This is a genomic window from Niallia sp. FSL W8-0635 (assembly GCF_038007965.1).
In the GTDB taxonomy this organism is placed as follows: Bacteria; Bacillota; Bacilli; order Bacillales; family Cytobacillaceae; genus Niallia.
Genome location: NZ_JBBOYD010000001.1, coordinates 4,521,678 through 4,535,985 on the forward strand (window position 1 = coordinate 4,521,678; position 14,308 = coordinate 4,535,985).

Consider the following 14,308-nt stretch of genomic DNA (forward strand, 5'->3'; position numbering starts at 1 on the left):
TAAAATTTTCCCATTTGTTGAAAAATCTTTGACATCCTTAGAAAAATACTGTAAAGTACCTAATGGTCGAACGTTTTTAAATAAACAGACCTTAATATTCGTGTTTAGGAGTGTATTTAATGGATAACGTGTTTGATTACGAAGATATACAATTAATTCCGGCAAAATGTATTGTGGACAGCCGTTCGGAATGTGATACAACAGTAACATTAGGTGGACATACATTTAAGCTTCCTGTAGTCCCTGCAAATATGCAAACCATTATCGATGAAAAAATCGCTGTATATTTAGCTGAGAATGGCTATTTCTATATTATGCATCGTTTCCAGCCAGAAACACGCAAGACTTTTATACGTGATATGCAATCTCGCGAATTAATCGCATCTATTAGTGTTGGTGTAAAACCAGAAGAATATGACTTTATTATACAACTAGCAGAAGAAAATATAGTTCCTGAATTTATTACGATTGATATCGCACATGGTCATTCTAATGCGGTTATCAATATGATTAAACATATTAAAAAGCATTTACCAGATAGCTTTGTTATCGCTGGTAATGTAGGAACCCCTGAAGCAGTAAGAGAACTTGAGCACGCAGGCGCAGATGCTACAAAAGTAGGAATCGGGCCTGGTAAAGTATGCATAACAAAAATTAAAACAGGCTTCGGAACAGGCGGTTGGCAACTAGCTGCATTACGCTGGTGTGCAAAGGCTGCAAGCAAACCAATTATTGCAGATGGTGGTATCCGTACACATGGTGACATTGCAAAATCGGTTCGTTTTGGAGCAACGATGGTAATGATTGGTTCATTATTTGCCGGACATGAAGAGTCTCCAGGAGAAACAATCGAAAAAGACGGAAAGCTTTATAAAGAGTATTTCGGCTCTGCTTCTGAGTTTCAAAAAGGAGAAAAGAAAAACGTCGAAGGTAAAAAAATGTATGTAGAGCATAAAGGCTCCTTACAAGATACATTAACAGAGATGGAACAAGATCTTCAGTCCTCTATCTCTTATGCAGGCGGAAAAAAATTAGATGCTATTCGCAATGTTGATTATGTAATCGTTAAAAACTCTATCTTTAATGGCGATAAAGTATACTAATATAAATTTTGAAGAAGGATGCTACCCAAATTCTTTTGGAAAGCATCCTTCTTTTGACCTAAAAACAACAACAAAAAATAGTGACATAGTCTCGCTTAATGGGTATAATAAAGACAACCTCTTAGATTCCCCTCTTTATTATCAGAAACTTCAAATAAAAATTGAAAGGTTGATTGTATTTTTATGAAAAGCTTTTCCTTCCACACTAACCACCGCCAGCGAGTAAAACCTGAAACAAAAATAAAGCTTATCCCTCTTACCGGTACACAAAGCAGAAGCGAGATATTAAAGAAAATTGAAATCAGCTCTCAATTTAATATGCGCTATCGAGGTCTATTCGAATATTATGGTGATGATTTAATTGCCTATAAAAAAGAAAATCCTACTGATTTTTTCCGAAATGAGTTTCTGCGAACATTCTCTAGTTATCTCACCGATTATTTAGAAGATAACATGCCAGCATCTTGGAATAAATGCAAAAAAGCATTTATTGAATTACTCCTCCATATCCACCTTCCTAACACTATAAAAATTTCCAAAGAACGTAATAGTATTCAACACTTTATATCCGAATTTAAAAAGTTTTCAATATGGTTAGACCAAAGGAAAGGAACTGCTTGGACAAAGCTAATAATGCCTTATAATGAGACAATTCATGAATTGACATTATGTGAGGAATTATTAAACAAATTATATCTTCAGATGTATCCTCAATTTTTTGAAACCAATTGGGATTATGAAAAAGATTTAACAAGAATAGGTAAAGTATTAGAAGAAAGCAAGGACATAGAAGATAACTTCTTCGAAATAATTAAAATAGAAGAAAGCACTGTATTATTAGCCAATATTTTTACGAATAAACAATTTCAGATAAGCGATATTCCCGTTGATGATCGGTTTCTTGGAATCATCCTCCATGGCTCTATATGCCGCTTAGAAGGCCATACAACATGGTCTTTACTTCTGGTAGCAGGCTTATATCCAAAGGGATCGAAGCGGTATTTAACCTTTATGGAGAAGTAATTAGCTATTCTCTAGAAGAGTATTAGTGAAGCTTCACTCAAATATTTCTCCATAAAATTTAAAAAGGACATTGAGTCTCAATGTCCTTTTTATGTTCTGAAAATCTATTGAGAGCTACTGCCAGTAGAATCCCTTCCTTGTCCACCATCAAAATTGCCAGTTGGTGGAGCTCCTCTTTGTCCTTGTCCGTCATTACTTCCCGGTCTTCCCATATTATTAGTAGGAGCTTCTGAGATTCCTGACTCATTTACATAGGTTACAGTATCAGCAACAGTAAATTCGACTATCTTCTTCCCTTTTTCATAAGTGCCAGTTGATATTCCATTACTTTCTACCTTTGTAGAACTTCCACCCGAATATAAAACATAGGTGTTATTCTTTACAATCTCCGGTGTACTGATGACAATGGTTTGGTAATCTTTTTCAGGTTTAATGGTGGCAATAGTATTTCCATCACTATCTTCCAAATGAATAAGCGTTCCTGCTTTTTGCGTTTCTGAATAAGTCATCATAATAGAATTTTGCTCCGATGTATCAGATGTTGTTTGCGCCATACCCGAACTTCCTGACGTAATAAGTGTTCCACCACTTATATTCAAGGTACCATCATAATCCAATGCTCCATTTCCGGCATCTGTTGGTCCACTAACAATAGTTGTACCACCAGTAACAACAATAGAACCATTTGCATCTAAGCCATCTCCACCGGCATCTACATACACTTGTCCTCCATTAATTGTTAAGAGCGCATTTCCCGCTGACTCCATTCCCATTCCTCCACCAGGCCCCACACTAGCACTACTACCATCACTAACATTAATACCGTCATCTGCTGTTACAACAGAAATATCACCGTCATTTATTGTGACCGTTTTTCCTTCTAATCCTTCATAGCTTTTATTAACATGAATGCTTCCATTAGCAATAAAGAGCTCATCCTCTGCATGAACACCATCATCGCCAGTCAAAATCGTAAATTCCCCACTCATGATCGTTATACTTCCATCACTATGGATGGCATCATCTAATGTATCTATTTCGAACGTTCCTCCGCCAATTGCGATATCCAGATTTGCCTTTAACCCTTTTGTACTAGGTGTATCCTCAGCTTCCGTCTCTTCTTCTTCACTATCTCCCCATGGCTGTCCACCCATCATTTCCTGTTTCACTTCAATTGTTTCAGGGCTGCCTCCACCCGAAGCTAAATGAAAAGTGCCTTCTGCAATATAAAGAGAAGATTCAGCTTGGATACCATCCGTACCAGAATGGATGGAAAATATGCCATTCTCAATTGCTATCATTCCTTTTTCTTTATTCGTATTCGTTGATTTAATCCCATCTCCACCGGCATTAATATCAAAAGTCCCATTTTTAATGGCAACTAAATCTCTGCCTAAAATAGCATCATCGACAGCTGTTACTTTTATCGTTCCTCCCATAATTCGCAAATCATCTTTACTACCGATGCCGTTATCATAATTCCCGTCAACTTCTAATATTCCTGTCCCATTTATGGTTAAGTCATCCTTACTAAAGATTGCAGCATTTGGCTCCCCAGATCCGTCATCTTCTGTATAGACCTTTCCGTCCGAAACATGATTTTTCGTTCCCTCTGCAACCGTAATGACAGTATCTTCTGCTTCTTTTATAAAAATGGCCGAAGAATTACTATTATTAATGTCTACACCATTTAAAACCAAATGAACATTTCCTGTTTCTGGTGCGTCTACTACAATTTGTCCATCATCCAGGTTTCCTTTTAAAACATATACTCCTCCAGACCTTATAGTAACTGTTGATCCAGATGTCATTACTGCTGCCGATTCATCATAAGAAATCTCGTTCCCATCTAATGTAATATAGATAGGATCCTCTTCCTCCCAATTTGTTACAAAATCCTCTTCGTCATAGTTAATATTTTCACTAATATATTCACTCACATTAATACCGTTAAGGGCGCTAGTATTGCTATTTTGAGAGCTATTTCCACTATCCTTACTACACGCAAATAAAAATAGTGTACAAGCCATGGGTAAAACAAGCTTTTTAATTTTCATTACCGCATTCTCCTTTCTTTCTGCATTCTTTCATTATGTAAATAAAACCTTAACAATTCCTTTAGAAAGTCTATTACTACTTTTCTCCACTCGATTTATAAGAAATAAATAGATCACAACTCAGAAAAAATAGCTTAAAAATGACATAATGCTATCCTTTCATACATTCACCTTTACAGAAAAAATAGAAAATATTAATACCTACTTAAAAATCTTAAGGATAGATTAAGTTTTTTACATGATAATGTGTCCAAGGCAGTTGAAAGAAAGGAGAACAGGAATGGAAGCACAAATACTAAACGGCTTAAAAGGACGGTCAGAATTAAAACATGAATTAAATCACATAGATTGTTATCTATTAAGAAATAAGTTAAAGCACGTGATGGAAATAGACCCACACGCTACGAATGAAGGAAAATATCTAATTAGAAGCGTTTACTTCGATAATGTTGATAACAAAGCGCTCACACAAAAAAAGGAAGGTCTTCTAAACCGAGATAAATTTCGAGTACGATTATATGACTATAATACAAGCCTTTTAAATTTAGAAAAAAAGAGTAAACGCAATAATTTAACCTATAAAGATAAATGTAGAATTACTGCAGAGGAATATGAAAAAATCCGAGTTGGTGATATTAACTGGATGGAAAAGGACTCACGTGATTTAATCAAGGAATTATTCATTCATATGAGTTTATATCAGCTAAAGCCTCATACAGTTGTAGATTATGAACGGGAAGTCTTTATCTACCGTTATGGAAATGTCCGGGTAACCTTTGATAGCTCTATTAAAACAAGCTTTCGAAATAATGATGTGCTGAACAAGGATTTACCTATGGTTGAAACCAATCCAGATATCACCATTTTAGAGGTTAAATACGATGAGTTTTTGCCTGAAATAATCAAAAACCTTCTTCAAATAAGTGATAGAAGAAAAGGAACCTATTCTAAATATCAAATCAGTCGAATGTATGGTTAATGAACACAAATTCAAGGAGGAACAAATATGAGTAATATTAGCTTCGAAGATATTTTTAAATCAAGTATTTTAGAGAAAACAAGCAACTTTTCTATAGTTGATTCCCTAATAGGATTGTTAGTAGCTTTTGGTGTTGGATTATTTATCTATTATGTTTATAAGAAAACTTTTTCAGGTGTCATCTATTCCCACACCTTTAATATTTCCCTGATTATTATCTCCATGGCAACTGCTTTAATCATTATTGGCATATCATCCAATGTCTTACTATCCCTTGGTATGGTCGGCGCCCTATCGATTGTTCGCTTTAGAACCCCTATTAAGGATCCAATGGACTTAGTTTATTTATTTTGGGCAATCGTTTCAGGAATACTTTGTGGAGCAGGATTTATTGTTCTCGTTATATTAGGAGCTATCCTAATCGGACTTGTTCTTATTCTGTTTACGAACCGAATTAAGATTGAAAATCCCTATTTATTAGTTATTAAATATACAAATGAAGCATTGGAGGATAATTTAACAAAGACTATCTCAAATCACGCTAAAAAATTCTCCCTTAAATCAAAATCCATTATGCCTGGAAATGATTTAGAAGTAACATACGAAATTCGCGTAAAAGAGAACAATGCTACTTTCATTAATACCCTATCTAAGCTTGATGGTGTAAAATCAGCCATTATGCTTAGCTACGATGGCAATTTTACCGCATAATGCTGATTCCATCCATTGCTTGGGGCGAAGATAGGCTCCATGGATTCTCTAAAAAGAAAAAACATCCCATCTAAGAAAATTCTTATGTTGCGATGTTTTTTCTTTTTCCATTCTATAATACTTATAATTATTATTATCCAATAAATATCTGTATAATTATAGTTATATATACTTGATGGTTATAAATAAAGGCTGTTTTCTAAAAGATTGTTGCTTTCTTAATAGAAAAAATCAATTAATGAGGAAATCTGAGCAGCCTGAATACACGTAGACGCCACGGGGATTAGCGAGCCAGCCTGAGACCCTGCAGGCCAAGGGCCGAAGCGGCTCAGCGCGAGCCCCACGGAAAGCGAAGTGTATTCAGGCTGCGGGTTATAGCAACAAACTTTACGAAAACAGCCTAAATAAATAAGTTATACATAATTTATTTCTTAACATCATAATAGACAAGGAGTTATAAGAATTATGACTATTCTTTTAGTAGATGACAATACTGTCAATCTATTTGTAATGGAAAAAATACTAAAAAATGCTGGGTATGATGATTGTGTATCGCTTACGTCAGCCCAGGAATTATTTCATTATTTACAACTTGATGCTCCTCATTCGACAGGGAATAGTGTGGATTTAATATTGCTCGATATTATGATGCCAGAAATCGATGGCATTGAAGCTTGTAAACGCATTAAAAGAGTGGAACACCTTAAGGATATTCAGATTATCTTTGTAACAGCATTAGAAGATAAGAATAAGCTCGCGGAAGCCTTAGATATTGGCGGCGTAGACTATATTACGAAGCCTCTAAATAAAATCGAACTCCTCGCAAGAATACGCGTTGCGCTACGATTAAAGGCTGAGCTTGATTGGCATACCCAACACGAGAAAAAAATTCAATACGAATTAGATTTAGCAACACATGTCCAAAGAAGTTTATTGAGCACACCCTTAAAAGATGAGCATATGCATATCGAAGTTTCTTATTTACCTTCCTTTAATCTTGCTGGTGATATGTATTACTGGCATAAAGTGGACGATCACAAATACGCTATCATTCTTTTAGATATGATGGGACATGGAATCTCTGCCTCTTTAGTGTGTATGTTTATCTCTTCTGTTCTAAGAGAATCAGTTAAACAATTAGTAAAGCCTGACCTTGTTATTAAAGAGTTAAATCGTTATATGACTTTATTAAAAAATGAAAAAGAAGGACTCCCTTTTTACTTTACCGCCATCTATTTAGTAATTGATACAGAGAAGAAAACGGTGGAGTACGTCAATGCAGGTCATCCCTATGGATATATGCTAATGGATGAAAAGGAAGTAGTGGCTTTAGAACAAGGTACTTGCGCAGTAGGATTTTTTGATGAAATGGAAATTAATACAAAAGAAGTTTCCTTTGAGAAAGATATACAAATCATTCTTTATACAGATGGTGTACTAGAAGCAATGGGACCATGTGAATTTGAAGCAGAAAAGCAAATACAAGCGATTTCCTCTAAAAGATGGGAACATACCAGCTCTGTAATGGACCATCTCCTGACGAAAGAGCAACAGTCAGACCAACCAGACGATATGTGCGTATTGATGATTCAAGCAAAAGGAAGCAATTAATCTTTTTGTACTTTTTCAACGCTTTACATAGTAAACAAAAAGGATTTCTCTCAGGAGAAATCCTTTTTGTCGTTTTTAAGAGAAACTTATACGACAATGTCTTAGTATCTTCCTAATACATTTTCTGATAAAGTCTTTCTCCACCAGCAAGCTCTCTATATTTTGGCATTACATCAACAAAGCTTAATGTCTCTTTATCTCCTAAACCAAGAAAACCTTCTTTACTCAAACTTTCATAAAATAGATGGTGCACCTGGTTTTGGAGCACGGGATTAAAATAAATCAGTACATTTCTACAAATGATGACATGAAACTCATTAAAGGATTGGTCTGTTACTAAATTATGTTGGGCAAAAATAATATTTTTCAAAAGATCAGAATGAAAATATGCATATTGATGGTCGGTTTTATAATATTCCGAGAAAGCATTTGTTCCTCCAGCAAGCATATAATTTTTGGTATATGCTTGCATTTTATGTAAAGGAAATACCCCTTTGCTTGCCTTTTGAAGCACATTTTCATTCATATCAGTTGCATATATAACAGCCTTTTCCTTTAGACCCTCTTCTTCCAATAAAATAGCCATCGAAAATACTTCTTCCCCTGTAGCACAACCCGCATGCCATATCCGGATTTCATCATACTTTCGTAAATGGGGGATTACTTGCTCTCTAAATGCGCGAAAAAAGCTTGGGTTCCTAAACATTTCCGTTACATTGATAGAAAAATCATTTAAAAGCTGTTCTAGGAAAACCTCCTCGTGTATCACTCGTTCAAGTAATCGTGTAATCGTAGGAATATTATCCATTTTCATTCTGTAGTAAATCCTGCGCGTAATAGAAGATCGGTTATATTGACGAAAATCAAAACCTGATAATCGAAATATCCCTTCAAGCAGCAGATTCACTTCTATGTCTGCATGATCTGGATTCTCTACCTCTGGATCGTTATTCAGGAATGGATTATTCATAACCGGCTCTCCTCCTTACTTAACTAGCCATACTCTTAGAACTGAATATAATTGATCTAAATCTAGTGGTTTACTAATATAATCCGATGCACCCGCCTCTAAGCATTTTTCGCGATCATTTTTCATTGCTTTAGCTGTCAGTGCAATAATAGGTATTTCGGTCAAGTTCATCGTTTGACGAATTATAGTCATTGTTTCATAGCCATTCATATTTGGCATCATAATATCCATTAGAATGACATCTAAATCAGGTGTTTCTTCAATAATTCCCAAGGATTCCTTTCCATTGTGTGCGACAAGGACATCCATTCCTATTTTTTCAAGAGTTGTTTTAAGGGCAAATATATTTCGGTTATCATCATCAACAATCAATACTTTTTTCCCTTTAAATACATCATCATGCTTGTCATTAGACAACATGATTTCCGCGTTTCTTTCTTCCTCTTGTTTTTGCTCTTCTTTATCTATTTCTAGTCGAGCTTCTTGTTTTTTCACTTCCATTGTAGCAGCAACATTTATGTCACTAATTTGGAGCTTTGCATCAGCTATTCCATTTGGAAGACTTGGAATAGTTAGGGTAAATATACTTCCTTTTCCTTCTGAGCTTTTCAAGGAAATCCATCCACCTAGTAATCTAGCAAATTCTCTGCAAATGGATAGCCCCAGACCAGTACCTCCATATTTACGCACAGTTGCCCCATCTGCCTGCTGGAATGTTTCAAATATTAATTTATGTTTATCTCTCGGTATGCCAATTCCTGTATCTGATACCGAAATTTCCAACCACTCGCTACTTAATTCTCTCATGCTGCGACTCATTTGGTTTTTCTTCTTAACATCTAAAGTGACTGAACCACTTTCCGTAAATTTAAACGCATTGGATAATAGATTTTTTATTATTTGCTGGAATCTCTTTTCATCTGTATATAAGATATCTTTGAGTGTTTCCTGCTTATGTATAATAAATTCTACATCCTTCTGCTTCGCAACAGGAGCAAAGCTTCGTTCCAATTGTGATGTAATATCATTAATACTTACCTCACCAAAATGAACATCGAGCTTTCCTGCCTCTACTTTTGAAAGATCAAGAATATCATTTATAAGGGAAAGAAGATCTTTACCAGAAGAATGAATAACGTTCGCAAACTCCATTTCCTCTGCCGACAGACGATTTGAGTCATTTTCTGCAAGCATTTCCGAAAGAATGAGAATACTATTTAATGGCGTTCTTAATTCATGGCTCATATTTGCTAAGAACTCTGATTTATAGTTAGAATTTTGAATGACCAATTCTGTTTTCTCTTCTAATTCCTCTTTTGCTTTTTCTAAATCCTTTGTCTTCGCTTCCGCTTCTCTTGTTCGATCTTCTAGTTGTTCATTTGTAGCCATCAGTTCTTCTTTTTGCATTTGCAGCTCTTCAGACTGAGATTGTAATTCCTCTGACTGTGTTTGTAGTTCTTCGGATTGAACCTGTAACTCTTCGGTCATGGCTCTAGATTCGTTTAATAAGCGAACAATTTCCATTCTACCCATAATACTATTGATTGTTAATCCAAATGTTTCTACTATACCCACAATCAGATCTTGTTGAAGCTTCGTAAATTCAGTCATCGTTGCAAGCTCCAAGACAGCAATAACGTCTCCCTCAAACATAACTGGGACAATAATAATGCTACGTGGCGAAACATCCCCTAAACCCGTTGCGATTAAACGGTAATCACTTGGTATTTCCTTATAGTGAATCACACGCTGTTCTTTGGCACTTTGACCAATTAAGCCTTCTCCTAATTGGAAAGTGTCTCTTCCAATCGTATCACCTGATTCCGCAAATGTTGCTGCTTTCACATAAGTTTCCCTTTTTTGTTGTGTATCTTTCACATAGAATGCTCCAAAACTAGCATCTGTTTTTTTGGCCAGTTCCGTAATAAACATGTTAGATAAAGCTTCAATGGAAGAAATCCCTTGAAATTTCATGACAATATCAGCAACATTAGACTGTAACCACTCTCTTTGCTCTACATTGTCAAGAAGCTGATTAGTCGCATCTGCCAGCTCTTTTATCTCATCATTGGTTCGTACATGAATGCGTGTGTTAATGATGCCCTTAGATGCAGCAATTGTACTAATGCTGCCTGTCACTTCTTTAATCGTTCTAACAATCGATTTAGAAATTTGACTAGCTATGATAATCGCAACAAGAGATATCAAAACTAATGCACCGAATAGCCCAATAGTTACTGTATTATTTTGTTTATCCAATTTAGTTGCTTGATTTGCAGATGCTGCCTTTTCTGTATCTCTTAACGAGTTAAACTTCTCTGTAATCTCGTTTATATAATCCCGACCAGAATCTGTCTCAAAAAAAGCATTCAGTGCATCTGTATTGTTCTGTTCTTTAAATTGGATTGTTGGCTCGCCTGCTGTCCTAATCCAATTTTCAATATTATCTTTTATTTCTAATAAATTTTTCTGCTGAGCAGGTTTATCACTCATTAACTGATAAAGTTCATTAAATTGCGCTTCCCAGTTTTCCTTCCCATCGTTATATGGAATTAAGTAGCTTTGATTACCTGTAATTATAAATCCACGCTGACCAGTTTCCATATCTAATACACTTTTTTCAATGGAAGCAGTTAATTCATGTATGCGAGAATCATAATTAATAATCGAGTTACGTTCCTGTTGCAGGGATCGTATTTGATTATTGAGCAAAATTACCGATACAAGTAAACAAAGGATAATAACAATGTAACCAAGGATAATTTTGGAGCGAATTCCGAACTTGAATTTCGTTTCCATTTAAATTACCTTCCTTAAACTTAGTTTCTATTTTAATAGTATAGTATTCTCGGAAAAAATGAAAAGGAAATTTGCTCTATTTTCTTTCATTTATTCAAGTGTAAATTACTTTTGCTTTGGACTCAACATTCCTGATTTAGAATTATAATTTTTACCAATATTTACATATCATCAAGAAAGCCTGTTTTTTAGATAGGCTGTTTTCTAAAAGATTGTTGCTTTCTCAATAGAAAAAATCAATTAATGAGGAAATCTGAGCAGCCTGAATACACGTAGACTCCTGTGGGATTAGCGAGACAGCCTGAGACCCTGCAGGCGAAGCCGAAGCGGCTCAGCGCGAGCCCCACGGAAAGCGGAGTGTATTCAGGCTGCGGCTCATAGCAACAAACTTTACGAAAACAGCCTTTAGATAAAACAGACCTTCTTTTTTTCTCACTCGGTTTGCAAGCTTCCATTAAATAATATACTTAAATTTCTATCTGTAATAACACTCATTACAAATAGCAAATTTAAATCTAGCTGACAGTTCTTTTCCACATTTTTTACATACTTTACTCCGCTTTTTCCCTTTAATTCCTGCCTTTAAATGATCATTTATTTGATCACTCAATTCTCCCCTTAGCTTTTCCCAATAATATGCTTCTGTTCTCCTTTCTAATCTATATAAAAATAATAAATGAAGGCCAATAGCTTTATACGATAATTCTAATTCCTCCAAGCTATCATGTTTAATTTTTGGTTCTGGTAAATCCCTATTCTCGACAATTGCCTCCATATTCATTTTCCATTGAGAACGTAAGGTAGCCTCACTTGTTGCAAATGGCAGCTTCAAAAAGCTAAATAAATCATGTAAGGACATTCTTGCTTCCACCATTGTATCCATTATCATCTCATATAGCAGCATTTCCTCTGCTAACGATGCCTTTTTGGTACCCTCTGGACTTTTAAAATGTCCCCATAAATAAAAGAAAAGGCCGAGATTATTAGAATACTTTTGAAATCTTTCTAGTACAGCATTTGTTGGTGCAATCGTAAATCCATAAAGATCATCATCTTTTTTTTCTAATAAATACTTCATTTTTTTGCGGTCGCTTGTAAATGCCACTCTCCCAATATCATATATTCCCTTTCTTCCTGCTCTACCCGCAATCTGCTTCACTTCCTGTGAGCTTAACATCCTTCTTCTAATGCCATCAAACTTTTCATTCTCTAAGAAAACAATTCTTCTTATTGGTAAATTAAGCCCCATTCCAATAGCATCTGTTGAAACGATTACCTTTGTTTCTCCATCAATAAATCGCTGCATTTGTTTTTTTCGAGCTTCTGGAGGCATGCTTCCATAAATCACGCTTACTTGCCATCCCTTTCTTTGTAGCTCAGAAGCGGTTTCTAATACCCTTCTTCTTGAAAAACAAACAAGCGCATCGCCTTTTCTCGTGTGACTTAATTGAAATAAATCCATTTCTATTTGTAACGGCGTATCCCTGTAATACTCATAGACCTCTACATTTGTATCACCTAATAGCTGCAGAAGCATATTTTTTGCATGTAGACTGGCAATAATATGTACCTCTTTCGCATTTGCCTTCGTTATGGCCCGATACCATGAAAATCCACGTTCCTTATCTGCAATCATTTGGGATTCATCAATAACTATTACGTCATAATAATCTTTTTCATGAAACATTTCTACTGTACTAGACTGATGTTGCGCCTCCTGTACAAGCTTTTCCTCTTCTCCTGTTTTAAGGGAGCAAGGTACACCTTTCTGATTTAGTTTTTCATAAATTTCCAGTGCCAGTAATCTTAAAGGAGCCAAATATAAGCCACTGTTTGCTTCCATCATACGATTTATCGCTTGAAAGGTTTTACCAGTATTTGTTTCTCCGGTATGCAACACATATTTTATATCCCTACTAGTTGGAGGATAGTATTCCTTTCCAAATATATCCTCAATCATTCTAGCTTCTTCTTCTTTTCGGCGTCTTTGTTCCTCTCTATCTTCCGCCTCTTTCTGCTCTTTTCTTTTGCGGTCCTTTTCCATTATTTCTTTATGGATTTCTAAATCAAAAGGAATATCCAATAGCTTCTCAAGATCTATTATGTATTCAGGAAATAAATCCTCTAAAAATTCTTCCGTTATTTCTTCAAGTAACGGCGTACTTACTTCAAGTAAAAATGAATTAGATAAGGAATGATTAAATACTTTTTCATATTCTTCTTTTATGCGCGTTGGCAATTTATCTTTTATCCATGTAGGGAAAAAATCAATTAAATGTTGAAAAATCAAATTTTCATATGCTTCTGTTCGATCCTCTAAAAAATAAAATTGATTATATGGCATATCCATTTCATTCGATAAGTATTCTTCAAATGTTACTTCCATGGAAGATAACACAATCCCATTTCGATCAATCTCAACAGCTATATTGCATCCACTTAAATATCGAATATAGAGAAAAAGTTCCTCATAGTGCTTCTCCATTAATTGCTCGATATAATAAGAGAATTTAACTGTATATTTACGCTTTTTTTCCAGTTCCTTTTGTTCTTCTACTTTTAGTAAAAACACTTCCCTTTTCTCTTCATAGCTTTCTTTCCATATTTCCTTATTTTCTCCCAGCTTTGTTCTCAGCCATTCCTCATATGGAAATACTTCGACTTCTCGAATTTCGTTTCGAAACAATCGATTAATGTCCTTTTTATTAAGATTGCTGACATCTAGCCCTATGTTTGTAAGATAATCCTTTTTTTCAGCATAACGAATATGACTAGTTGCCGTATTAAGCCAAGTATTTAACCAAATTTGCTCGATAAATACTTTTCGATCTTTCATATATTGTTCAAAGGTTGGTTGACTTTCTTGTTTTTCTAAATATTTATTTACGTCATTCATGATAAGGTTTTTTGTTTGGTGAATCGCTCTATCATATTGAGATTTTAATACTAAATTGATCATTATGAACTCCTATAAAAATGTATTTCCACTCTTCTTATACTTATTTTCCTTTATTTTATCTTAGTCATGTAGTTTTTTTCATATTTTTTGGATTTT

At 35.0% G+C, this 14,308-nt stretch carries 9 protein-coding genes; 5 read left to right on the forward strand and 4 right to left on the reverse strand.

The window, feature by feature from the left end:
• Window positions 1-119: 119 nt before the first annotated feature.
• On the forward strand, window positions 120-1,103 hold the full coding sequence (gene guaC / locus NYE52_RS21550) for a GMP reductase (protein ID WP_341194951.1): 984 nt from the start codon (window positions 120-122) through the stop codon (window positions 1,101-1,103).
• Window positions 1,104-1,286: 183 nt separating this feature from the next.
• On the forward strand, window positions 1,287-2,126 hold the full coding sequence (locus NYE52_RS21555; protein WP_341194952.1) for a hypothetical protein: 840 nt from the start codon (window positions 1,287-1,289) through the stop codon (window positions 2,124-2,126).
• 104 nt (window positions 2,127-2,230) lie between these two features.
• On the opposite strand, the gene NYE52_RS21560 is transcribed toward NYE52_RS21555, so the two are convergent.
• Window positions 2,231-4,183 (reverse strand): carbohydrate-binding domain-containing protein, encoded by a 1,953-nt coding sequence (locus tag NYE52_RS21560; protein WP_341194953.1) that lies wholly within the window; start codon window positions 4,181-4,183, stop codon window positions 2,231-2,233.
• A 280-nt stretch (window positions 4,184-4,463) separates the two neighbouring features.
• Here NYE52_RS21560 and NYE52_RS21565 point away from each other — a divergent pair, with 280 nt between their 5' ends.
• The 3 genes from NYE52_RS21565 to NYE52_RS21575 all read left to right on the forward strand — a co-directional run bounded on the left by NYE52_RS21565 (window position 4,464) and on the right by NYE52_RS21575 (window position 7,484).
• Window positions 4,464-5,162, forward strand: a complete 699-nt coding sequence (locus NYE52_RS21565) for a polyphosphate polymerase domain-containing protein (RefSeq protein ID WP_341194954.1) — start codon at window positions 4,464-4,466, stop codon at window positions 5,160-5,162.
• A 27-nt stretch (window positions 5,163-5,189) separates the two neighbouring features.
• Complete coding sequence (locus NYE52_RS21570) at window positions 5,190-5,873, forward strand: DUF4956 domain-containing protein (protein WP_341194955.1); 684 nt, start codon at window positions 5,190-5,192, stop codon at window positions 5,871-5,873.
• Between the two features lie 465 nt (window positions 5,874-6,338).
• A complete protein-coding gene (locus NYE52_RS21575) occupies window positions 6,339-7,484 on the forward strand; it encodes a fused response regulator/phosphatase (RefSeq protein ID WP_341194956.1) in 1,146 nt (381 codons plus the stop codon).
• A gap of 112 nt (window positions 7,485-7,596) precedes the next feature.
• Here the strand turns inward: NYE52_RS21575 and NYE52_RS21580 are convergent, their stop codons facing one another.
• From NYE52_RS21580 to NYE52_RS21590, 3 genes are all read right to left on the reverse strand, one after another.
• Window positions 7,597-8,454, reverse strand: a complete 858-nt coding sequence (locus NYE52_RS21580; RefSeq protein ID WP_341194957.1) for a CheR family methyltransferase — start codon at window positions 8,452-8,454, stop codon at window positions 7,597-7,599.
• 15 nt (window positions 8,455-8,469) lie between these two features.
• Window positions 8,470-11,253, reverse strand: coding sequence for an ATP-binding protein (locus NYE52_RS21585; protein WP_341194958.1), 2,784 nt, complete (start codon window positions 11,251-11,253; stop codon window positions 8,470-8,472).
• A gap of 475 nt (window positions 11,254-11,728) precedes the next feature.
• Window positions 11,729-14,212, reverse strand: coding sequence for a DEAD/DEAH box helicase (locus NYE52_RS21590; protein ID WP_341194959.1), 2,484 nt, complete (start codon window positions 14,210-14,212; stop codon window positions 11,729-11,731).
• Window positions 14,213-14,308 lie beyond the last annotated feature (96 nt).

Bases quoted from the DNA above. Each gene is read 5' to 3' on its own strand.
- NYE52_RS21575 (WP_341194956.1), top strand. From the start codon at position 6,339: ATGACTATTCTTTTAGTAGATGACAATACTGTCAATCTATTTGTAATG.
- NYE52_RS21560 (WP_341194953.1), bottom strand. From the start codon at position 4,183: ATGAAAATTAAAAAGCTTGTTTTACCCATGGCTTGTACACTATTTTTA.
- NYE52_RS21570 (WP_341194955.1), top strand. From the start codon at position 5,190: ATGAGTAATATTAGCTTCGAAGATATTTTTAAATCAAGTATTTTAGAG.
- NYE52_RS21590 (WP_341194959.1), bottom strand. From the start codon at position 14,212: ATGATCAATTTAGTATTAAAATCTCAATATGATAGAGCGATTCACCAA.
- NYE52_RS21585 (WP_341194958.1), bottom strand. From the start codon at position 11,253: ATGGAAACGAAATTCAAGTTCGGAATTCGCTCCAAAATTATCCTTGGT.
- NYE52_RS21565 (WP_341194954.1), top strand. From the start codon at position 4,464: ATGGAAGCACAAATACTAAACGGCTTAAAAGGACGGTCAGAATTAAAA.
- NYE52_RS21555 (WP_341194952.1), top strand. From the start codon at position 1,287: ATGAAAAGCTTTTCCTTCCACACTAACCACCGCCAGCGAGTAAAACCT.
- guaC (WP_341194951.1), top strand. From the start codon at position 120: ATGGATAACGTGTTTGATTACGAAGATATACAATTAATTCCGGCAAAA.
- NYE52_RS21580 (WP_341194957.1), bottom strand. From the start codon at position 8,454: ATGAATAATCCATTCCTGAATAACGATCCAGAGGTAGAGAATCCAGAT.